Raw genomic sequence first — 21,093 nt, 5'->3', positions numbered from 1 at the left:
CCACTTGGTCAGTGGAGAGGAGCTGGCATGAGTGAGATCACGGGTACAGCCACCGCCCACGAGGCATATGCCTTTTGTTGTATGCGTTGTGGGCACGGCTGGGAGCAGGCGTACGACATAGAGCACCACGTCGACGGCTCGGGCCACAATTTCGTCGTCTACAAGTCCGAGGGTGTACGGGTGGCTTCCCCGCTGTCCAGCCCGAACTGCGCCAACTGCGGGGGGCACCTCGTCCGCATCATGCGGTCCGGCCAGGTCTCGTCGGTACGGGCGCTCATGGCGGAGCGCCACCACCCGGCGAAGGGCAAGCGCGGGGCGGCGGGCAAGGGGATACCGGCGCAGGCGGGCGAGGGGATACCGGCGCAGGCGGGCGAGGAGATAACCGGCGGCGCCGCCGGGGCCGCCGGGGCCGCTCCGTCGGGGGAGGACGGGGCGACCGGGGCGGACAAGGCGGCCAGGCAGCACCACTGGCATCTCTCCGACCTCCTGCACCCCTTCCACCACCGCACGTGACCCACCGCGCGTCACCGAGCCACCCGTACCACCGCATGTGATCCGCCGGACGCGACCCTCGTAGGATCGCGCCCATGAGTGCGAAACAAGCCCCGCCACCGCTGCCCGAACCCCTTCGGGTCCCGGTCGCGGACGCGCACACCCACCTGGACATGCAGGACGGCACGGTCGAGGACGGTCTCGCCAAGGCCGCTTCGGTCGGTGTCACGACGGTGGTCCAGGTGGGGTGCGACATCAAGGGCTCGCGCTGGGCCGCGGAGACCGCGGCGGCGTACGAGCAGGTCCACGCGGCGGTCGCGCTGCACCCCAACGAAGCGCCCCGGATCGTGCACGGCGACCCCGACGGCTGGTCGCGGCAGGGGGCCCGCGAGGGTGGCGGCGACCCGGCGCTGGACGACGCGCTGGCCGAGATCGACCGGCTGGCCGCGCTGGAGTGGGTACGGGCCGTCGGCGAGACGGGGCTCGACCACTTCCGTACGGGCCCCGAGGGCATGGCCGCCCAGGAGCGCTCCTTCCGCGCCCATATCGAGATCGCCAAACGCCACGGCAAGGCGCTCATGATCCATGATCGCGAGGCGCACGCCGATGTGCTGCGCATTCTCGCGGAAGAAGGCGCTCCGGAACGCACGGTGTTCCATTGTTATTCCGGTGACGCGGAAATGGCCGCGGTATGTGCGGCGGCCGGGTATTACATGTCTTTCGCAGGCAATGTCACATTCAAAAACGCTCAGCCGTTGCGTGACGCGCTCACAGTAGCGCCATTGGAGCTTGTTCTCGTCGAGACGGACGCGCCCTTTCTCACACCGGCGCCCTATCGCGGCCGGCCCAATGCGCCTTATCTCATTCCGGTGACGCTGCGGGCGATGGCGGAGGTGCGGGGGATCGGTGAGGACGCCATGGCCGAGGCGGTTTCCGGCAACACGGCGCGAGCGTTCGGTTACTGACGCATAACGGTCCGGGGCGGAGGCCGGCGGTCCGGGGCGGGGATCGGCAGGTCCCGGCGGTCCTGGCGGTCCCGGCGGTCCCGGCGGGGGTGCGGGGGAGCGCAGAGTAGCGCCGGTACGCAGCGTAGTCGAGTCGCTTTGGAGAGTGACGGCGCCTCCATTAGTCTCCGGGGGCACCGCGGTCGTGGGCATCCGGGCCGTGGTGGACCGGACCGGATGTCGTGGAGCGTCGTGAGCAATGCGCAGGGCAGTCACCGTGCCGCACGGGGCGGGTTCGGCCGCCGTACACCCGCCCCGTCCGGACCCGCCCCGTCCGGAGCCGCCTCGTCCGATGTCACGCCGTACGGGAGCGCGCTGCCAGGGGTCGCCGCGGCACCCGGAGCCGTCCCGGCGCCCCGGGCCGTCCTGCCCACGGCCTCCCTGCCCCCCGAGGCGCTGCGCCGGCTCGTCCCGCAGGCGCTCGTCGTCGCCTTCCTCGCCGGTGGCACCTCGGCGTTCCTCGTCAACGACAAGGCCGTGAAACTCACCGTCGACGGTGGCGAGCCGCGCACCCTGCACACCTTCGCCGGAGAGGTGGAGGAACTGCTCGCGCGCGAGGGCGTGTCGGTCGGCGCGCACGACATCGTCGCCCCGGCGCCCGGCGCGGAGCTGGCCAACGGCGACGATGTCGTCGTCCGCTACGGGCGGCCCGTCCTGCTCACCCTCGACGGGCACCGGCGCCAGGTATGGACGACGGCCCGCACCGTCGAGGGCGCGCTGCGCCAGCTCGGGGTGCGCGCGGAGGGCGCGTTCCTCTCCGTCTCGCGCTCCGCCGCGATCTCCCGTTCCGGACTCGCCCTGGACGTACGGACCGAGCGCACCGTCACGTTCATGGCGGACGGCCGCGAGCACACGATCCGTACCAACGCGGCGACCGTCGCCGAGGCCCTGGCACAGGCCGGCCTCGCGCTGCGCGGGCAGGACACCACGTCCGTACCGCCCGACAGCTTCCCGCGCGACGGCTCGACGATCACCGTCATGCGGATCACCGCCGGTGAGCGGGTACGCGACGAGCCCATCCCGTACGACACCGTACGGACCGAGGACCCCGGCCTCTTCCGGGGGACCGAGGTCATCGACCAGCAGGGCAGGCCGGGCGCGCGGCGGGTCACGTACGCCCTGCGCAGTGTCAACGGCGTCAAGGAGAAGCCGCGGAAGATCCACGAAGAGGTGGTGCGCCGGGCGGTCACCCAGCGGGTGCGGGTGGGCACGAGGACGGCGCCGGCCTCCGTGTCGGGCGCGGACGGGCTCAACTGGGCCGGGCTCGCCGCCTGCGAGTCGGGGGGCCGGCCGGGGGCCGTCGACGCGTCGGGGAACTACGGCGGCCTGTACCAGTTCGACACGGGCACCTGGCACGCCCTCGGCGGCAGCGGACGCCCGCAGGACGCGCCGGCCGAGGAACAGACGTACCGGGCGAAGAAGCTCTACGTGCAGCGGGGGGCGAGCCCCTGGCCCCACTGCGGCCGTAGGCTGACCGGGTGAGCACCACTGAGCCCGATGCCCCTGAGCCCCACGCCGCTGAGCCCGACGCCCCTGATGCCGCCGCTGCCCCCCGCGGCCTGAGCGGTCTCGGTGGCCCTGATGGCCTGCTGGGCCCCGCGGACATCCGCGAACTGGCCGCGGCGCTGGGCGTACGCCCGACCAAACAGCGCGGACAGAACTTCGTCATCGACGCCAACACCGTCCGCAGGATCGTCCGCACCGCCGAGGTGCGCCCGGACGATGTCGTCGTGGAGATCGGCCCCGGGCTCGGCTCGCTGACGCTGGCGCTGCTGGAGGCGGCGGACCGGGTGACGGCCGTGGAGATCGACGACGTCCTGGCGGGCGCGCTGCCCGTGACGATCGAGGCGAGGATGCCGGCGCGCGCCGGGCGCTTCTCGCTCGTGCACTCCGACGCGATGCGGGTCCAGGAACTGCCGGGCCCGGCGCCGACCGCGCTGGTCGCGAACCTTCCGTACAACGTGGCCGTCCCCGTGCTGCTGCACATGCTGGAGCGCTTCCCGACGATCGAACGCACGCTGGTGATGGTGCAGGCGGAGGTCGCCGACCGGCTGGCCGCCGCGCCGGGCAGCAAGGTGTACGGGGTGCCGTCCGTGAAGGCCAACTGGTACGCGGACGTCAAGCGGGCCGGCGCGATCGGCCGTACCGTCTTCTGGCCCGCGCCCAATGTGGACTCGGGCCTGGTCTCGCTGGTACGCAGGGCCGAGCCGGTGAAGACGACGGCGTCCAGGACCGAGGTCTTCGCGGTCGTCGACGCGGCCTTCGCGCAGCGCCGCAAGACGCTGCGCGCGGCGCTGGCGGGCTGGGCGGGTTCGGCCCCGGCGGCGGAGGCGGCGCTGGTCGCGGCGGGCGTCTCGCCGCAGGCGCGCGGCGAGGCACTGACGGTCGAGGAATTCGCGCGGATCGCGGAGTCGAAGGGGGCGGGCGCGTGAGCGCGGGGGCAGCGGAGACAGCAGGGGCAGCGGAGACAGTGGTGACAGCGGGGGCAGCCGGGGCGGCGGGGGCACGTGTACGGGTACGGGTGCCCGCGAAGGTGAACGTACAACTGTCGGTGGGCGCGGCCCGCCCCGACGGCTTCCACGACCTGGCGAACGTCTTCCTCGCCGTGGGTCTGTACGACGAGATCACGGTCACCCCGGCCGACGAGCTGCGGATCACCTGCACGGGTCCGGACGCGGCGCAGGTCCCCCTCGACCGCACCAACCTCGCGGCCCGCGCGGCGCTGGCACTGGCGGAACGCCATGGCATCGACCCGCGCGTCCATATCCACATCGCCAAGGACATCCCCGTCGCGGGCGGCATGGCGGGCGGCAGCGCGGACGGCGCGGGCGCCCTGCTGGCCTGCGACACCCTCTGGTCGCTGGGCTCCTCGCGGGATGAACTCCTCGCCATCTGCGCCGAGTTGGGCAGCGATGTGCCGTTCAGCCTGATCGGCGGGGCGGCGCTGGGCACCGGGCGGGGCGAACAGCTCACGCCCCTGGAGGTCGGCGGCTCCTTCCACTGGGTGTTCGCGGTCGCCGACGGCGGCCTGTCCACGCCCACGGTGTTCCGCGAGTTCGACCGCCAGACGGAAGGCACACCCGTCCCCGCCCCGTCCGCCGACCCCGCCCTCCTGGACGCCCTCCGCACGGGAGACGCGACCGCCCTGGCCGCCGCGCTGTCCAACGACCTCCAGCCCGCGGCCCTCGCGCTGCGCCCGTCCCTGGCCGACACCCTCACCACGGGTACGACGGCGGGCGCCCTCGCGGCCCTGGTCTCGGGCTCGGGCCCGACGACGGCCTTCCTGACGAAGGACGCGGACACGGCGGAGGAGGTGGCCCAGGCGCTGCGCACCTCGGGCACCTGCCGCACAACCCGAGTGGCCCCGGCCCCGGCGCGGGGGGCGACGGTGGTGGACGAGACGGGCGCCTGACGCCGGAGCGGCGGGCAGCGGAGCGAAAACGGCTCACTGTACGTGGACTTGGCCAACACCTACTGTGATGCGGCACACGCGCTTTCACGGAGGGCCACGCGTATGGAACCGGAGCTGGCCGCGCTGGCGGGCACCGCGGGCACAACACTTGTCACCTTGCTGGCGACCGATACCTGGCAGAGCATGAGAGACGGGTTACTGCTGCTCTGGCGACGGGCACGGCCCGACCGTGCGCAGGCCATCGCCGGCGAACTCGACTCGTCCCGGGACGAACTGCTCATCGCCCAGGCATCGGGTGACCGGGAGACCGAGGCGGAGATCCGGGCGGAGTGGCAAGGCCGGGTGCGGCGGTTGCTGACCGCGCACCCCGAACTGGCCGAGGATCTGAGCGCGCTCCTCGCCGAACTGGCCCCGGGCGCCGGCGCCCGGCCGGTCCCGACCCAACAGGCCATTGCCTCCGGCGAGGCACGGATCTACCAGGCAGGCCGTGACCTCCGCCTTGATCAGCGGTGACCGGTCGCAATGACGGCCGGGCCGACGACCATGGGCGTGTCTACCAGGCTTCGGGCGACCAGCACATCACCGAGCACCATCACCACAGCCCGTCGTGGTCCGGACCGGACTCGGTACGCCACCCCGCCGTGGGCCGGGCGCCCGCGATACTCCGTGACCGCGATGAGCTCATGGAGCGTCTGCGGGCCGCTGTCACCGAAGGCGCGGGAAACGGGGTCTTCGTTCTCCACGGTCTCGGAGGGTGCGGAAAGACCGCCGTCGCCTACACGATCTTCCGGTACGCGGTGAACGAGGCCGGTCGGCTGAGTCTCTGGGTCAACGCCTCCGATCACGCCTCCTTACGCGCCGGAATGCTCGCCGTGGCCGCCGACCGAGGAGCGGGCGAGGGCGAGCTCATGGCCGCGCGCAACGGTCTTCGCGCGGCGGCGGACCTGGTCTGGGACCGGCTCGACCGTTCCGACCGGCCCTGGTTGCTGGTCCTGGACAACGCGGACGATCCAGCGGTGCTGCGCGATGGCGGCTGGCTGCGGACGAGTCCGCGCGGCACCGTTCTCGTGACCACCCGTCAGTCGGCGAACCACTGGTGGCCCGCCGCCGAACTGCTCCACGTCGGTGTGCTGCCACGTCCCGAAGCCGCCCAGGTCCTGTGCGACCTCGCACCGGGCACCGGGACCGTCGAGGAGGCCGGCGCCATCGCCGACCGGCTCGGCCGCCTTCCGCTCGCACTGACGCTTGCCGGCGGATTCCTGGCCCACCAGGTGATCGAGCCCTGGACCATGGCCGAGTACGGCCGGCGCCTCGAAGACCGTCAGGACCCCATCGAACTGATCGACCAGGGCGCGGGCTCCGCCGGCAATGACTCCCGCCATCTGATCAGCGGCACCTGGCAGCTGTCGCTCAACGCTCTCGTCGGACAGGGACTGCCGGACGCCACCCCGCTGCTGAGGCTGCTGGCCTGCTGGTCGGGCGACCCGCTCCCGCTCTCACTGCTCAGCGGCGTCGACCTCGGCCCGGAACTGCCCGCTGAGCGCGTCGAACTGACGCTGCGTGGGCTCCTCGACCACTCGCTCACCGAGCTCGTGGCCGGCGGCGGCGGCGTGCGCTGCCTGCGCACCCATGGGGTGCTGCTCGACAGCGTTGCCCGGGGGATGCCCGACGACCAGCGCGAACGGCTTGCCGCCACGGCCGCCGGTCTCCTGGCGTCGGCCCTTCCCGACATGCCCGAGCGCGGGACACGGGACGCCCGGCTCAACCTCCTCACCTCGCACGTCCTTGGGCTCCTTCGACGCGTGCGGGACTGGTCCATCGTGCGACAGCCGACAGTGGAGGCAGCGGTCGCGTGCGCTCTGCGACTGGTGACGGCTCAGCACCGTGCCGGTGACTACACGTCGGCCCTCGCCGACGCGAACCGGGCCGCGGAACTCGCCGGGCGCCTGCTGGGCGAGGACCACCTCCTCGTGCTGAGGCTCCGCCAACGCGTGGGGAAGTCCGTCGATCGTCTGGGACGCCTCGCCGAGGCGGCGGAACTGCACCGCCGGGTGCTCGCCGATCTGGAGCGCGTCTACGGTGCCGATTCATTGGACACGCTGACCAGTTGTCTGCATCTGTCGCGTCCTCTCACCTGGCTCGGTGACACGGCGGAGGCCGTGGCGCTGATGCGCCGGGCGGCGAGGGGCCGGACAGCGCGACTGGGCCCTTGGCACCCACTGACCCTGGAGGCGCGAGCGTGTCTGCTGGAGCTGCCGCCGGGAGCGGAGTTGGAGGAGGAAGCCCCGGGAGGGCCCGGTGTGGTCGCCGCCTGCCGCCGCGAACTCGGGCCCGATCACCCGATCACGCTGTCGGCCGAGCTCAACTGCGCACTCGCCTTGTTCAACACCGGTGAGCCGACGGAAGCGCTGCCACTGGCTCGTAGGGCCCTGGCCGCTCATGAGCTGCGTTACGGAGCCGAGTATCCGATCACGATGGCCTCCCGGAGCCTGCTGAGCAGTGTCCTCGCCGCGCTGGGGGAGTACTCGGAGGCCGTCGAACAGATCGAGACCGTCATCGAAGGGAGAGAGCGGGTACTCGGCCCGAGTCACCCGTGGACGTTGGTGGCCCGGGAGAAGCTCGCCACGTACCGGGACTCCCGGAGAAACGCGTAGCCACGGGCGCGGGGCCGAGTGGACCTGCGCAGGGCCGCAGCTGGCGCGAACTCGTCACTCAGCGTTGCACCGCGATGTGTGCTCGGTCATAATCGCGCCAACTCACCTGGAGGATTCGCGTGATTCGTGCGTGGGAAGCAGATCCCTCATCGCCGCTGGTCCGTCGTCTGGGTAAGACCCCCGAAGAATTGGGGACGACGGGCGGTGAGTCCGGCTGCCCCGATATCTGGGAGCTGGCGAACGGCGATATCGCGGTGATCGGCAGAGATCTCACCGACTCCTATCGGGCGCGTCTTCCTGATGGCGCGAAAATCGCCCCTGACGAGCGGTTGGTCATCATTCCTCGCACGACGGCAATGGCCGCGAAGGAGGATATTCCGGATGCTTAGTGCCCTGGCGGATGCGACCGGCGACCGGCTTGAGCTGGATGCGTACCTGGAAGATTTCGACAAGCACTTCTGGCACGCGGGCAGGTCGGGCTTCTGGAAGCTCGAACGCCAGCAGACCTTCAGAGAGCCCGGGGTGAAGAGCTGGGAAGCGTTCTTCCGCGGCGAGTGGGAAACAGCTCTCGCGCTGATCTCCGAGCAGCGGGGCCACTACGAGAGATATTTCCGGAAGATCGCGGACCACGGTTTCGGCCTGCACCGTGTCCGTGTGGTCGAGGAGCCCATCGCCCCCTATCTGCAATGGGAACTCCACCTTCTGCATCTGAAGGAGCAATGCGGAGAGGACACACGGGTCGTGGGGGTGGACGACATCGCGTTACTTGAATCCGATGACGCATTACCGGAAATCGCCATCATCGGATCATCCGTGCTGTACGAGATCGTTTACGATGACGACGGAAACCTTGCCGGCGGTATGAAATACACCGACAGCGGGACGATCGCCGAGTGCAAGCGCATCATTCTGGACCTGCATGGATCGGGCGAGCGGCTCGACACCTTCTTCGGACGCCGCGTCGCCTCTCTGCCCGCCCCCGCCATGCGCCATCTTCAGACATAGCGGCCGGACCCTCCGGTATCTGGAAAATGGAGTGGGCCGATGCGTGTCATCCTGGTGTCCTATTCGGCGCAAGGATTCGCGGTCCTGCAGGCTGTCTGTGAACGGGCCGGGCACACGCCCGTGGCGTACCTGCACGCACGATCTCTGAGGCCTGGCGGGCCGACCAGGCCCGGCGCGGGACAGGTGATCGGCGAGATCACCGACAGGATTCCGCAGGGAGTCGATCTTCTTCTGCCCGGCAGCAAGAAGGTTCTGGCGAAAACCCTGCACGGATATGACACGGACCTCATGATCTGTTACGGGTTCCCCTGGAAGTTCCCGCCCTCGGCCCTGCGGGCGACATCGCTGGGAGCCATCAACGTTCATACGTCGATGCTGCCGAAATACCGCGGCCCCATCCCCGTCAATTGGGCGATCAGGAACGGTGACCCGGACATCGGGGTAAGTATCCACTGGATGGACGAGGGATTCGATTCGGGTGGGATCCTGATCCAGGAGTCCGGAATCGCACTGGACGACGACGTACAGCCGGCGCGGATCTGGGGTGCCGTCGACGGGTTCATCTCGCGCCTTCTCCCCACGGCCCTTGAGCGTGCGGCTGACGGGTTTCCGGGTACCGCGCAGTGCGCCGCGCATGCCTCCTACGCGGGATGGATGGAGCCCGGCTTCTCCCGTATCGACTGGGGGCACACAAGGAGCCGGATCCACCATCAGGTACGCGCCACCCGTTTCGGCAGTTCGGGCACGTCCGGTCCGACCGCGCTGGTGGCGGACAGATGGGTCAGGGTGGTACGGACCTCCCTCGAACCCGCCGACGGCGTAGCGGTGAGCTGTGCGGACGGTCCCCTCTGGATCGTGGAATCGATGCCTGTCTGAGCCCGCGTGCGCTCGCCCGACCGCCCTCGGAGGTCCGGTGGGCGGGTGGGGGAGTCGGGATATGGGCTGCCGGAGGGGTGGGGGGTGGTCCGGTCGGATCGGGGTGTCGTGGTGGCGATTACCCTGGGATGTCGATCCGTCCCCCCGTACAGGAGTGAAATGGCCGTCAATCTGGTCAATGTCGAGGCAGTCACCAAGGTGTACGGCACCCGTGCGCTGCTCGACGGTGTCTCTCTCGGCGTCTCCGAGGGGGACCGGATCGGCGTCGTCGGGCGGAACGGCGACGGGAAGACGACCCTCATCCGGCTGCTCAGCAAGCTGGAGGAGGCCGATACCGGGCGGGTCACGCACAGTGGCGGGCTGCGGCTCGGGGTGTTGACGCAGCATGATTCGCTCGATCCCGCCGCCACGGTCAGACACGAGGTCATCGGCGATCTCGCCGATCATGAGTGGGCCGGGAACGCCAAGATCCGTGATGTGCTCACCGGGCTCTTCGGCGGGCTCGATCTGCCCGGGTTCCCGCAGGGGCTCGATACCGTCATCGCGCCGCTCTCCGGTGGTGAGCGGCGGCGGATCGCGCTCGCCAAGCTGCTGATCGGCGAGCCCGAGCTGATCGTGCTGGACGAGCCCACCAACCATCTCGACGTCGAGGGCATCGCCTGGCTGGCCGAGCATCTGCGGGCGCGGCGGTCCGCGCTCGTGTGTGTGACGCACGACCGGTGGTTCCTCGACCAGGTCTGTACGCGGATGTGGGACGTCCAGCGCGGTGCGGTGCATGAGTACGAGGGCGGCTATTCCGACTATGTCTTCGCGCGCGCCGAGCGCGAGCGCATCGCGGCGACCGAGGAGGCCAAGCGGCAGAACCTGGTCCGCAAGGAGCTGGCCTGGCTGCGGCGCGGGGCTCCCGCGCGTACGTCGAAGCCGCGCTTCCGGGTCGAGGCGGCCAATGAGCTGATCGCGGACGTGCCGCCGCCCCGTGACACCTCCGAGCTGATGAAGTTCGCCAACGCCCGGCTCGGCAAGACCGTCTTCGACATGGAGGACGTGACCGTCCAGGCCGGCCCCAAGGTGCTGCTCACCCATCTCACCTGGCAGCTCGGCCCGGGGGACCGGATCGGGCTGGTCGGGGTGAACGGCGCGGGCAAGACCTCGCTGCTGCGGGCGCTCGCCGAGGCCGCCCGTTCGCAGGGCGATGTCCAGCCCGCCGCGGGGAAGGTCGTGGTCGGCCGGACCGTCAAGCTGGCGTATCTGTCCCAGGAGGTCACCGAACTCAAGCCGTCGCTGCGGGTCCTCGAAGCCGTGCAGCAGGTACGGGACCGCGTCGACCTCGGCAAGGGGCGGGAGATGACGGCGGGCCAGCTGTGCGAGCAGTTCGGCTTCACCAAGGAGAAGCAGTGGACGCCGGTCGGCGATCTCTCCGGCGGTGAGCGGCGCCGCCTTCAGCTGCTGCGGCTGCTGATGGACGAGCCGAACGTCCTCTTCCTCGACGAGCCCACCAACGATCTCGACATCGAGACGCTCAACCAGCTGGAGGACCTCCTCGACGGCTGGCCGGGCTCGATGGTCGTCATCTCGCACGACCGGTTCTTCATCGAGCGGACCACCGACAAGGTGATGGCGCTGCTCGGCGACACGAAGCTGCGGATGCTGCCGCGCGGGATCGACGAGTATCTGGAGCGCCGCCGCCAGTTGAACGAGTCCGGGGTTCCGGCCGCCGCGCAGGCCCCCGCCGAGGGACGCTCAGCGGGTACGGGCGCAGGTGCGGGAGCGGGCGCCGGTACGGGCGCCGGTACCGGGGCGGTATCGGCCAAGGACGGCCGCGCGGCGAAGAAGGAACTGCAGAAAATCGAGCGGCAGTTGGACAAGATGTCCACCCGTGAGACGACCCTCCATCAGCAGATCGCCGACCATGCCACAGACTTCGAGAAAGTGGCCAAATTGGATGCGGAGCTGCGCGAACTGGTGGGTGAGCGCGACGAGTTGGAAATGCGCTGGCTGGAGCTCGCGGAGGACGCGTAGAGACGCTGTGCAGAGCGCGTAACGGGCACATCACGGGCCGGTCCTCCCTTGGGAACAGGGGCGGACCGGCCCGTCCCGTACGGATGCCCGAGTGATAGAAAGAAGCCCCGCTCGACTGATATGACGATGCGGAAACCGTGCCCGATTCGCTCCATTCCGGTGGCCGGTGATTATCAGCCACCGGAATCGCGGGGGAGTCCGACCGGGTAGCGGACCGAACTAACAGGGGGAAAGCGCTGATGAGCCAACCGCCCAGTCAGCAACCGCCGCAGGGCGGCTTCGGAGCTCCGCAGGACCAGCCGCAGGGCGGCCCGCCGGGACAGGGGGGACCGCAGAGTCCGCCGCCGCCCGCGCAGCCGCCGCAGATGCCACCGCCGCCGCAGACGCCGCCGGGTCCGCCGGCCGCGCAGCCCGGTTACGGCTATCCACAGGCGGGACCGGCCGGGCAGGGGCAGCCTCAGCCCGGTCCGTACGGCCAGCCCGGTCCGTACGGCCAGCAGCCCGGTCCGTACAACCAGCCGGGACCGTACGGTCAGCAGCAGCCCGGCCCCTATGGCCAGCAGCCCGGTCCGTACGGTCAGCAGCCCGGCCCCTACGGCGGCGGCTTTCCGCCCCAGCAGTTCCCCGGCCCGCCCACCGCGTCCGGCAGCGGTGGCGGTGGTGGCGGCAAGAACCCCTTCAAGGGCAAGCCCGGCATGATCATCGCGGCGGCCGTCGCGGGAGCGCTGGTCATCGGCGGCGGGATCTGGCTCGCCGTCGGCGGCGACGACAGCGGCGGCAAGCCGGATGTCAGCAAGAGCGGGGACGCCAGGCCGAGCGGTTCGCCCAGCGTCGACCAGGGCGACGGCAGCGGGGCGGGCCGTGAAGCCGCGGACGACCTCAACGCCGGGCGCAAGGACGGCGAGGCCAAGATCGAGTGGCTCCAGACCAACGATGTGGATCTGCCGCGCAACGGCGCGGATGTGGAAGGCCCGTGGTTCGCCGGCGACACCGTCGTCAAGGCCATGTACCGGCAGGTCGTGGGGTATTCCGCCGTCGACGGCAAGAAGAAGTGGACGCTGTCGCTGCCCGCCGAGATATGCGCGGCGCCCGTCGCGTCCACGGCCGCGGGCAAGCTGGTCATCGGGGTCAAGAACGGCACCACGGAGAAGGCCGACTGCAACCAGCTCCAGCTGATCGATCTGACGACCGGCAAGACCGGCTGGAAGAAGGAGATACCCGAGACGGGCGCCTTCGACCTGCTCTCCGACATCACCCTCGCGATCAGCGGCGACACGGTGACCGCCGCCCGCACCGGCGCCGTCAACGCCTTCCGGGTGAGCGACGGCAAGGAACTCTTCGGCAAGCTCCCCGGTGACTGCCAGCCGTACGCGCTCACAGGCGGCCCCAAGATGATCGCCGCCGAGAACTGCAACTCCGGCGCGAAGCAGATCCAGGAGCTGGACCCGGCGACCGGCCGGGCCAAGTGGACCTACAAGCTCGCCGCCGACTGGGACACCGACAAGGTCTACTCGGTCAACCCGCTGGTGGTCTCCCTGAAGAACGACGAGAAGGACACCTGGAGCGTCGTCGCGCTCAACGCGAACGGCACCCTGCGCTCGCAGATCCAGGGCGGCACGGACAAGTTCGCACCGAACTGCGGTGGCGGCTTCATCGTCTTCGGCCAGAACCTGGAGGGCTGTGTCGGTGTCGCCGCCGACGCGAACACCTTCTACATGGCGACCGCGCCCGACAACAACGGCACCTCCCGTACCAACGAGATCGTCGCCTTCAGCCTGGACACCGGAAAGTCCACGTGGCGCGCCAAGGCGCCCGAGGGCCGCACGATGACGCCGCTGCGCATGGAGGGCGGGAAGGTCCTGGTCTATCTGGACGCCACGTACGACACGGGCGGCGCGGTCGCGACCGTGGCCCCGACCGGTGGCGCCCCGACCACGCTGTTGCAGCATCCGGCGTCCACGGCGCAGATCGAGAACTCCTTCTACTCGCCGAAGTACGCCTATGTGGACGGCCGTTTCTATGTGATGAGCGGCCGGGTCAGCGCGAGCAACGACGAAGAGGAACTGAAGACGAAGACGATGATGGCCTTCGGGAAATGACGCGCCCCGGCCCAGCGGCCCTTCCCGGCCCAGCCGTTCTCCACGGCCTCGCCGCCGTCCTCCCCGTCCTTCCCGTCCTCCCCGTTCCCTCCGTCCTCCCCGCTCTCTTCGTCCCCGACGACTTTCCCGAGGTACGCACGTCATGACGCAGCCGCCCCAGCCACCCAACGAGCCCCCGCAGGCAGGGTCCGGCGCTCCGCAGGAGCCTCCGGCCGGCGGGTTCGGCGCTCCGCAGGAGCCCCCCGCCGGTGGTTTCGGTGCCCCGCAGGAGCCCCCCGCCGGTGGTTTCGGTGCCCCGCAGGACCCGCCGCCCGGTGGTTTCGGCGCTCCGACGCCGCCCCCGCAGAACCCTCCGTACGGCTATCCGCAGACTCCGCCGCAGAGTCCCCCGGCCGGCGCCCCGGCCCAGCCGCCGCAGGCACCGCCGCCCGGCCCGCCGCCGGGATACGGATACCCGAACCAGCCGCAGCCCGGATACGGGTACCCGAGCCAGCCCCCGGGGTACGGATACCCGAACCAGCCGCCCGCGTACGGATATCCGGGGCAGCCGGGCCAGCCCGGACAGCCGTCCCCGTACGGTTACCCCGCCCAGCCCATGCAGCCGGGCGCCCAGCAGCAGTACCCGTACCCACCGCCCCCGCAGGGAGGCGCCGGCGGCGGTGGCGGCAAGAAGCTGACCCGTCAGATGCAGATCATCATCGCCGCGTCCGTCGCCGTCGTACTGATCATCGGCGGCGGCATCCTGTTCGCCTCCTCCGGTGGTGACAGCGGGGCGGGCGACGACGCCAAGGGCGGCTCGTCCGGCTCCACCGAGGGCGGTACGGGCGGCGGCGGCGGGAAGGCCGCCGACGGCGCGGGCAAGGAGAAGGCGCCGGGCAACACCAGGTCCAAGGTCGCCTTCCAGCTGCCGACGCCCAAGGTCACCGACGTCACCGGCGTCACCGGCTCCTGGATGACCGACACGGCGTATGTGAAGACCGGCGTCAACGAGATCGTCGGCTACGACCTGGACAAGGGCACCAAGCTCTGGTCGATCCCGCTCCCGGGCCAGGTCTGCGCGGCGTCGCCGCACGCCTCCGAGGACCACAAGACGGCGGTCGCCTTCGCCGCGGCCAAGACCACGGCCGACAAGAACTACCAGCAGTGCACGGAGGTCGGCGCGATCGACCTGACGGCCGGAAAGCTGCTCTGGTCCAAGTCCGTCAAGGGCTCCAACGTGGGCGACGAGAAGGTCAGGTTCAGCGAGGTCACGCTCAGCGGGAACACCATCGCGGCCGGTGGCACCGACGGCGGGGCGGCCTTCGACCTGGCCGACGGCTCGATCCGGTGGAAGCCCGAGGTCAGTGCCGAGGGCTGCTACGACATGGGGTACGGCGGCGGCGCGGGGCTCGTGGCGGCCCGCAAGTGCGGCTCGTACGACGACCCGCAGGTCTCCATCCAGAACCTGAACCCGTCCACCGGCGCCCCGATCTCCACCTTCCAGATGCCGACCGGCGTCGAGTACGCGAGCGTCATCTCGACCGATCCGCTGGTCGTGGCCGCCGACGTCGGCGACACGGCGGGGGACGGCAGCGGGATCTCCGACTTCTTCTCGATCGACGCGAAGACCGGCAAGCTCATCGCCAAGATCCCGGCGGACGCCGACAAGTACGCGGCGAAGTGCCGCTCCACCGAGGTCGAGTCCTGCCAGATGCTGGCGGTGGGCAACGGCCGGCTCTATCTGCCGACCGAGGAGCACGAGGGCGGCGGGGAGTACGGCGACACCAACGAGATCGTCTCGTTCGACCTCGCCACCGGCAAGGGCACCTCGGACCGCGCCGACGCGGGCGACCGCTACACGATGGTGCCGCTGCGCATGGATGGCGGCAACATCATCGCGTACAAGCGGCCTCCGTACGACAAGGGTGGCCAGATCGTCTCCATCGACGGCGGCACGTTCAAGCAGACGGTGCTGCTGGAGAACCCGGCCGACGAGGCCGTGCGGGACGCGGAGACCAGCTTCCTGCCGGACTACGCGGAACTGCTGTACCAGGACGGCCGGCTCTTCATGTCCGACACCACGCTGAGCAAGCCGTCGAATTCGTCGCTGGACGAGAAGTCGTATCTCGCGGTGTCCTTCACGACCAAGTAGCGCTCGGGTCAACTGACCCTGAGGACACGGCATTTCGGGCCCCGGCCGTGGGTGACACCACGGGCCGGGGCCCCTTTCGTAGCCGCTGCGGCCGGTCAGTAGTCCCGAATGGCCGGGAATTCGGCAATCCGAGGGGCTTCTGACCGGTAGGGGGCGCGCGATGTCGAACAAGCGTGTAGCTTGCCGGGTCTAGAGGCCGGGGGCCGGGGGGCCGGGCAGGTACCGGGGGACGGGGGGAGGGTTGCTCATGGGCGTGCGGATCATGGTGGTCGACGATCACAGACTGCTCGCCGAGGCGCTCGCCTCGGCGCTGAAACTCCGCGGGCACCGGGTGCTCGCGGCGGCGGCGCCCACGGCGGGCGTCGCCGAACTGGTGGTGAGCAGGGCGCCCGAGGTGTGTCTGCTGGGCACGGCGGCGCCCGCTGAACCGGGCACGTTCGACCCGATCGTACGGATCAAGCGGGAGCGCCCGCAGGTGGCGGTGGTGGTGCTCGGACCGGTGCCCAGCCCGCGCGGGATCGCCGCGGCCTTCGCGGCCGGCGCCTCCGGTTACGTACGCCACGACGAGCGCATCGAGGGTGTCGAGCGGGCCATGGTCAAGGCGCGTGCCGGGGAGGCCGCGGTGGCGCCCCAGCTGCTCCAGGGCGCGTTCACCGAACTGCTCAATCCGGTGGTCCAGCCGGACGACGAGGGCCAGCGGCTGCTGCGGATGCTCACCCCGCGCGAGGTGGAGGTGCTGATACGGGTCGCGGAGGGCGAGGACACCCGGCTGATCGCCGCCGGGATGGGCATCGCGCCGAGCACGGCCAGGACGCATGTGCAGCGGGTGCTGATGAAGCTGGGGGTGGGCTCCCGGCTGGAGGCCGCGGCGCTGGCGGCGCGTACGGGGCTGCTGGACCGGGCCGCGCCGCCCGGGGGGTCCGCGGACGCGGCCGAGGGGCCGGACCACCGCACGCGTCGTGGGTGAGGTCCGGCCCCCGTGACGGCCGTTACTCGGCGGGTGAGGCGGGTGAGGCGGGTGAGGCGGGTGAGGCGGGTGAGGCGGGTGGCGCGGGCGGAGTGGGCGGCGCCGTGGGGCGCAGCTTCAGCCAGATGAGGAAGAAGAGCCCCAGGGCCAGCATCCCGAGCCCCGTCCACAGATTGATGTTGATGTCCTGCGCCTTCTTCAGATCGGCGTCGGACACGGTGATCCCGGCGATGGTCACGATGATCCCGTAGACCACGAAGAGACCGCCGATGATGCGGCGGATGTCGAAGAGCCGTGCCGCGGTGGCGGACTTGGCCTCCAGTTCCTCGACGTCGTTGCGGTAGTCGCTCATGGTGATGTGTTCCTCTCGGCGCCGTCGGCGCCTCGGCGTCAGAACGTCTAAACGTCAGAAGGAGAACGGCACGTAGCAGATGGCCGCGAGGACGATCGCGCCCCAGCCGAGCAAGGCCGGCCTGCGGTACCAGGCGTCGTCGCCCTCGGCCGGCAGCTCGTCCATGTCGGGCGAGCGGGTGCCGTACACCAGCCCCGCGAGCTTCTCGGCCGGCTTCGGCCTCGTCACGTACGAGACGACGACCATCACCACGGCGCCGACGACGAACGCGACGATGGAGGAGACGAAGTTCGCGCCCTGGTCGCTCGGGATGTCGACGATCCCGCCCTTGTAGAGCCAGAAGTAGTTGACCATCGCGGCGACCGTGCCGGAGAGCAGCCCCCAGAAACCGGCGGCCGGGGTGGTCCGCTTCCAGAACATGCCGATGATGAAGACCACGAACAGCGGGACGTTGAAGAACGAGAACAGCGTCTGGAGGTAGTTCATGATGTTGCTGAAGCTGGAGGCGATGAACGCCGTACCCATGCCGATCAGCACACCGACGGCCGTGACGACCCGTCCGGTCTTCAGGTAGTACGCGTCCTCGCGGTCCTTCTTGAGGTACGCGCCCCAGATGTCGTTCGTGAAGACGGTGTTGAACGACGAGACGTTGGCGGCCATACCGGCCATGAAAGCGGCGAGCAGACCGGTCACGGCGATGCCCAGCACACCGTTCGGCAGCAGATCGCGCATGAGGACCGGGATCGCGTCGTTGTACTGGAGGCCGCTGCCCGCCTTGCCCAGCGTCGGTTCCATGATCAGCGCGATCAGACCGGGGATGATCACGACCATCGGTATGAGGATCTTGGGGAACGCCGCGATCAGCGGGGTGCGCTTGGCGGCGGAGAGGTTCTTCGCGGACAGCGCGCGCTGCACCTCCGCGAAGTTGGTGGTCCAGTACCCGAAGCTCATCACGAAGCCGAGGCCGAGGACGATGGTCAGCCAGTTCGCGCCGAGCGGGTTGGGCGAGCCGACGCCGGTGCCCTCCCAGGCGCTCAGGAAGGCGCCGCCGTGCGAGCTGGTGAGGGAGTCGGTCAGCCCGTCCCAGCCGCCGACCCTCTTGAGACCGACGATGGTCAGCGGGATCAGCGCGGCGAGGATGACGAAGAACTGGAGCACCTCGTTGTAGATCGCCGAGGAGAGTCCGCCGATGGTGATGTAGGCGAGGACGAAGAAACCGGCGACGACGATCGCGACCCACTCGGGCCAGCCGAGCAGCGCCTCCAGCACGATCGCCATCGCGTAGAGGTTGACGCCCGCGATCAGCACGGACGACACCGCGAAGATGATCGACGAGAGCAGATGGGAGGAGGGTCCGAAGCGGTGCAGCAGGAACTCCGGTACGGAGCGCACCTTCGACCCGTAGTAGAACGGCATCATCACCAGGCCGAGGAAGACCATGGCGGGGATGGCGCCGATCCAGTACCAGTGCACGGTGTAGACGCCGTACTGCGCGCCGTTGGCCGCCATGCCCAGGATCTCGGTGGCGCCGAGGTTGGCGGCGACGAACGCGAGGCCCGTCACCCAGGCGGGCAGGGAACGCCCGGAGAGGAAGAAGTCGAGGCTGGTCTTCACGCTGGCACGGGCCGCGAAGCCGATGCCGAGGACGACTATGAAGTAGATCGCCAGGATGGTGTAGTCGAGCCCGTTGGTGGGGAGCCGGAGCCCTTCGGCCAGGTATCGCATGGGGGGTACTCGCTTCGTCGCAAGAAGATGACTCCGCCGGAACCTACGCTCCTGTGTTCAGAAAATGAACACTTCTGTTGATTTTCTTTGTTTAATCTTGATCGAGATGATCGAGGCGCCTGTCGGGATCGCCGAGGCGTCCGAGGTGCCCCGAACATGCGTGATCTCGTGTGCCCACCCAGCCGCCGTTGACGCATCTGTTTACTTGTGATTTCTTATGTGCGATTCTGTTGATGAGTGGTGTGTGGGTGCACGGCCGTGGAGGCAACCGATGAAGAAGACGGTGACAAGGCTCGCCGACGGCCGTGAGCTGGTCTATTACGACCTGCGGGACGACGCCGTGCGCGACGCCGCCGACCGCAGGCCCCTCGGCCCCATCTCCACCACCTCGGAGATCCGCCGCGACGCGCTGCTCGGTGACGCGGTCGCCATCGCCTCGCACCGCCAGGCCCGTACGTACCACCCGCCCGCCGACGAGTGCCCGCTCTGCCCCTCCCGGGACGGCCGGCTCAGCGAGATCCCGGAGCCGGACTACGACGTCGCCGTGTTCGAGAACCGCTTCCCCTCACTCGCCGGGGACTCGGGACGCTGCGAGGTCGTCTGCTTCACCTCCGACCACGACTCCTCGTTCGCCGACCTCACCGAGGACCAGGCCGGCCTGGTCCTGGAGGCCTGGACCGACCGCACCGCGGAACTGGCCGAACTCCCGCAGGTCGAGCAGGTCTTCCCGTTCGAGAACCGGGGCGCGGAGATCGGCGTGACGCTCGGCCATCCGCACGGGCAGATCTACGCGTACCCCTTCGTCACCCCGCGCACCGCGCTGATGCTCCGCTCCGTACGGGAACACCGCGCCGCGACCGGCCGCAACCTCTTCGACGACCTCGTCGCGCGCGAGCGGACCGAGGGCGGCCGGGTGGTGCTGGAGGGGCGGCACTGGGTGGCGTTCGTGCCGTACGCGGCGCACTGGCCGTACGAGGTGCACCTCTACCCCGTCCGGCGGACCCCCGACCTGCGGGGGCTCGACGACGCCGCGCGTACAGAGTTCCCACAGATCTATCTGGAACTCTTGAGGCGCTTCGACCGGATCTTCGGCGAAGGTGAACCGCCGACGCCGTACATCTCCGCCTGGCACCAGGCGCCCTTCCGGGCCGAGGGGAGGCACGACTTCGCGCTTCACCTTGAGCTTTTCACCATCCGCCGCACTTCCGGCAAGCTGAAATTCCTCGCGGGTTCCGAATCCGGCATGAGTGTGTTCATCAACGACGTGCCGCCGGAGGCCGCGGCCGAGCGACTGCGAGAGGTAGCGAGCGAGTGAGCAAGACGGTGTCTTCCCCTGAGACGACCCCCGTACCCCGGAAGTACTTCGTCACGGGCGGTGCGGGGTATGTCGGCAGCGTGGTCGCGGCACATCTGCTGGAGGCCGGTCACGAGGTGACCGTGCTGGACGACCTCTCCACCGGATTCCGCGAGGGCGTCCCGGCGGGAGCCGACTTCATCGAGGGCCGGATCCAGGACGCGGCGAAGTGGCTCGACCCCTCCTACGACGCGGTGCTGCACTTCGCGGCGTCCTCGCAGGTCGGCGAGTCCGTCGCCAAGCCCGAGAAGTACTGGGACAACAACGTCGGCGGCTCGATGGCGCTGCTCGCCGCGATGCGCGCGGCCGGGGTGCGCACGCTCGTCTTCTCGTCCACCGCCGCGACGTACGGGGAGCCGGTCTCCACCCCCATCACGGAGAGCGACCCGACGGCGCCCACCAGCCCGTACGGTGCCACCAAGCTGGCCGTCGACCACATGATCAGCGGGGAGTGCGCGGCGCACGGTCTCGCGGCGGTCTCGCTGCGGTACTTCAACGTGGCCGGGGCGTACGGCAGTTGCGGTGAGCGGCACGACCCCGAGTCGCATCTCATCCCGCTGGTGCTGCAGGTCGCCCTCGGCAAGAGGGAGGCGATCTCGGTGTTCGGCGAGGACTACCCGACGCCGGACGGCACCTGCGTACGCGACTACATCCATGTCGCCGACCTCGCCGAGGCCCATCTGCGCGCGCTGGACGCGGCCACCGGCGGCGAGCATCTGATCTGCAACCTCGGCAACGGCGCGGGCTTCTCGGTCCGCGAGGTCATCGAGACCGTACGCGCGGTCACCGGACACCCCGTCCCCGAGGTCGTGGCCCCGCGCCGGGGCGGCGACCCCGCCGTCCTGGTCGCCTCCGCCGAAGCGGCCCGCGACCGCCTCGGCTGGACCCCGAGCCGCGCCGATCTGGCGGGGATCGTCACGGACGCGTGGGCGTTCGCACGCCGGAAGGAGAACCAAGGGTGAGCCACAGCGGTACGGGCGTCGACGGCACGGCCGTCGGTGAC

The 21,093-nt window shown here is 70.0% G+C and carries 18 protein-coding genes; 16 read left to right on the top strand and 2 right to left on the bottom strand.

The annotated features are described in order from the left end of the window. The first annotated feature begins 27 nt into the window (after positions 1-27). The 14 genes from ACZ7LS_RS29920 (at position 28) to ACZ7LS_RS29855 (ending at position 16,659) form a co-directional block, all read left to right on the top strand. On the top strand, positions 28-513 hold the full coding sequence (locus tag ACZ7LS_RS29920; protein ID WP_382522008.1) for a hypothetical protein: 486 nt from the start codon (positions 28-30) through the stop codon (positions 511-513). Between the two features lie 74 nt (positions 514-587). Then, entirely contained in the window at positions 588-1,457 is an 870-nt protein-coding gene (locus ACZ7LS_RS29915) for a TatD family hydrolase (RefSeq protein ID WP_382522005.1), read from the top strand. A gap of 231 nt (positions 1,458-1,688) precedes the next feature. Continuing rightward, the gene (locus ACZ7LS_RS29910; protein ID WP_385131528.1) at positions 1,689-2,978 is read left to right on the top strand and encodes a ubiquitin-like domain-containing protein; all 1,290 of its coding nucleotides are present in this window, start codon (positions 1,689-1,691) and stop codon (positions 2,976-2,978) included. A gap of 77 nt (positions 2,979-3,055) precedes the next feature. Continuing rightward, entirely contained in the window at positions 3,056-3,928 is an 873-nt protein-coding gene (rsmA, locus tag ACZ7LS_RS29905; protein WP_382522263.1) for a 16S rRNA (adenine(1518)-N(6)/adenine(1519)-N(6))-dimethyltransferase RsmA, read from the top strand. 41 nt (positions 3,929-3,969) lie between these two features. After that, positions 3,970-4,908: a 4-(cytidine 5'-diphospho)-2-C-methyl-D-erythritol kinase gene (locus tag ACZ7LS_RS29900; protein ID WP_385131526.1), complete on the top strand. Its 939-nt coding sequence runs from the start codon at positions 3,970-3,972 to the stop codon at positions 4,906-4,908. Between the two features lie 102 nt (positions 4,909-5,010). Next, positions 5,011-5,421: a hypothetical protein gene (locus ACZ7LS_RS29895; protein ID WP_382521999.1), complete on the top strand. Its 411-nt coding sequence runs from the start codon at positions 5,011-5,013 to the stop codon at positions 5,419-5,421. Beyond that, positions 5,418-7,562: a tetratricopeptide repeat protein gene (locus ACZ7LS_RS29890; RefSeq protein WP_385131523.1), complete on the top strand. Its 2,145-nt coding sequence runs from the start codon at positions 5,418-5,420 to the stop codon at positions 7,560-7,562. The genes ACZ7LS_RS29895 and ACZ7LS_RS29890 overlap by 4 nt, the downstream gene beginning before the upstream one ends. Before the next feature lie 119 nt (positions 7,563-7,681). Continuing rightward, the gene (locus ACZ7LS_RS29885) at positions 7,682-7,951 is read left to right on the top strand and encodes a hypothetical protein (protein WP_382521994.1); all 270 of its coding nucleotides are present in this window, start codon (positions 7,682-7,684) and stop codon (positions 7,949-7,951) included. Next, the gene (locus tag ACZ7LS_RS29880) at positions 7,944-8,567 is read left to right on the top strand and encodes a DUF6879 family protein (RefSeq protein ID WP_382521991.1); all 624 of its coding nucleotides are present in this window, start codon (positions 7,944-7,946) and stop codon (positions 8,565-8,567) included. Before ACZ7LS_RS29885 ends, ACZ7LS_RS29880 begins: the two co-directional genes overlap by 8 nt. Before the next feature lie 183 nt (positions 8,568-8,750). Further along, positions 8,751-9,443: a methionyl-tRNA formyltransferase gene (locus ACZ7LS_RS29875; protein ID WP_385131519.1), complete on the top strand. Its 693-nt coding sequence runs from the start codon at positions 8,751-8,753 to the stop codon at positions 9,441-9,443. A gap of 159 nt (positions 9,444-9,602) precedes the next feature. Next, positions 9,603-11,462: an ABC-F family ATP-binding cassette domain-containing protein gene (locus tag ACZ7LS_RS29870; protein WP_385131516.1), complete on the top strand. Its 1,860-nt coding sequence runs from the start codon at positions 9,603-9,605 to the stop codon at positions 11,460-11,462. 239 nt (positions 11,463-11,701) lie between these two features. Further along, positions 11,702-13,561 carry an outer membrane protein assembly factor BamB family protein gene (locus ACZ7LS_RS29865; protein WP_385131513.1) on the top strand — a complete coding sequence of 620 codons (1,860 nt, stop codon included), beginning with the start codon at positions 11,702-11,704 and terminating at the stop codon, positions 13,559-13,561. 142 nt (positions 13,562-13,703) lie between these two features. Continuing rightward, positions 13,704-15,692 carry an outer membrane protein assembly factor BamB family protein gene (locus ACZ7LS_RS29860; RefSeq protein ID WP_385131510.1) on the top strand — a complete coding sequence of 663 codons (1,989 nt, stop codon included), beginning with the start codon at positions 13,704-13,706 and terminating at the stop codon, positions 15,690-15,692. A 247-nt stretch (positions 15,693-15,939) separates the two neighbouring features. After that, entirely contained in the window at positions 15,940-16,659 is a 720-nt protein-coding gene (locus ACZ7LS_RS29855; protein ID WP_382521976.1) for a response regulator transcription factor, read from the top strand. 22 nt (positions 16,660-16,681) lie between these two features. Here ACZ7LS_RS29855 and ACZ7LS_RS29850 read toward each other — a convergent pair whose 3' ends face one another. Continuing rightward, positions 16,682-17,011, bottom strand: a complete 330-nt coding sequence (locus ACZ7LS_RS29850) for a hypothetical protein (protein WP_385131507.1) — start codon at positions 17,009-17,011, stop codon at positions 16,682-16,684. Positions 17,012-17,065: 54 nt separating this feature from the next. Beyond that, the gene (locus ACZ7LS_RS29845; protein WP_382521972.1) at positions 17,066-18,736 is read right to left on the bottom strand and encodes a sodium:solute symporter family protein; all 1,671 of its coding nucleotides are present in this window, start codon (positions 18,734-18,736) and stop codon (positions 17,066-17,068) included. Between the two features lie 271 nt (positions 18,737-19,007). Here ACZ7LS_RS29845 and galT point away from each other — a divergent pair, with 271 nt between their 5' ends. Together galT and galE are read left to right on the top strand one after the other, a co-directional pair. Next, a complete protein-coding gene (galT, locus tag ACZ7LS_RS29840) occupies positions 19,008-20,051 on the top strand; it encodes a galactose-1-phosphate uridylyltransferase (RefSeq protein ID WP_385131504.1) in 1,044 nt (347 codons plus the stop codon). Further along, complete coding sequence (galE, locus tag ACZ7LS_RS29835; RefSeq protein ID WP_382521965.1) at positions 20,048-21,052, top strand: UDP-glucose 4-epimerase GalE; 1,005 nt, start codon at positions 20,048-20,050, stop codon at positions 21,050-21,052. Before galT ends, galE begins: the two co-directional genes overlap by 4 nt. The last annotated feature ends 41 nt before the right edge of the window (positions 21,053-21,093 follow it).

Source organism: Streptomyces sp. NPDC039430 (assembly GCF_055639435.1).
This window is presented reverse-complemented; position numbering and strand designations above follow the sequence as displayed.

Excerpts from the sequence above, each read along its gene's own strand:
- galT (WP_385131504.1), top strand. The coding sequence starts at position 19,008 with ATGAAGAAGACGGTGACAAGGCTCGCCGACGGCCGTGAGCTGGTCTAT.
- ACZ7LS_RS29895 (WP_382521999.1), top strand. The coding sequence starts at position 5,011 with ATGGAACCGGAGCTGGCCGCGCTGGCGGGCACCGCGGGCACAACACTT.
- ACZ7LS_RS29865 (WP_385131513.1), top strand. The coding sequence starts at position 11,702 with ATGAGCCAACCGCCCAGTCAGCAACCGCCGCAGGGCGGCTTCGGAGCT.
- ACZ7LS_RS29855 (WP_382521976.1), top strand. The coding sequence starts at position 15,940 with ATGGGCGTGCGGATCATGGTGGTCGACGATCACAGACTGCTCGCCGAG.
- ACZ7LS_RS29880 (WP_382521991.1), top strand. The coding sequence starts at position 7,944 with ATGCTTAGTGCCCTGGCGGATGCGACCGGCGACCGGCTTGAGCTGGAT.
- ACZ7LS_RS29920 (WP_382522008.1), top strand. The coding sequence starts at position 28 with ATGAGTGAGATCACGGGTACAGCCACCGCCCACGAGGCATATGCCTTT.
- ACZ7LS_RS29845 (WP_382521972.1), bottom strand. The coding sequence starts at position 18,736 with ATGCGATACCTGGCCGAAGGGCTCCGGCTCCCCACCAACGGGCTCGAC.
- ACZ7LS_RS29870 (WP_385131516.1), top strand. The coding sequence starts at position 9,603 with ATGGCCGTCAATCTGGTCAATGTCGAGGCAGTCACCAAGGTGTACGGC.
- ACZ7LS_RS29915 (WP_382522005.1), top strand. The coding sequence starts at position 588 with ATGAGTGCGAAACAAGCCCCGCCACCGCTGCCCGAACCCCTTCGGGTC.
- ACZ7LS_RS29850 (WP_385131507.1), bottom strand. The coding sequence starts at position 17,011 with ATGAGCGACTACCGCAACGACGTCGAGGAACTGGAGGCCAAGTCCGCC.
- ACZ7LS_RS29860 (WP_385131510.1), top strand. The coding sequence starts at position 13,704 with ATGACGCAGCCGCCCCAGCCACCCAACGAGCCCCCGCAGGCAGGGTCC.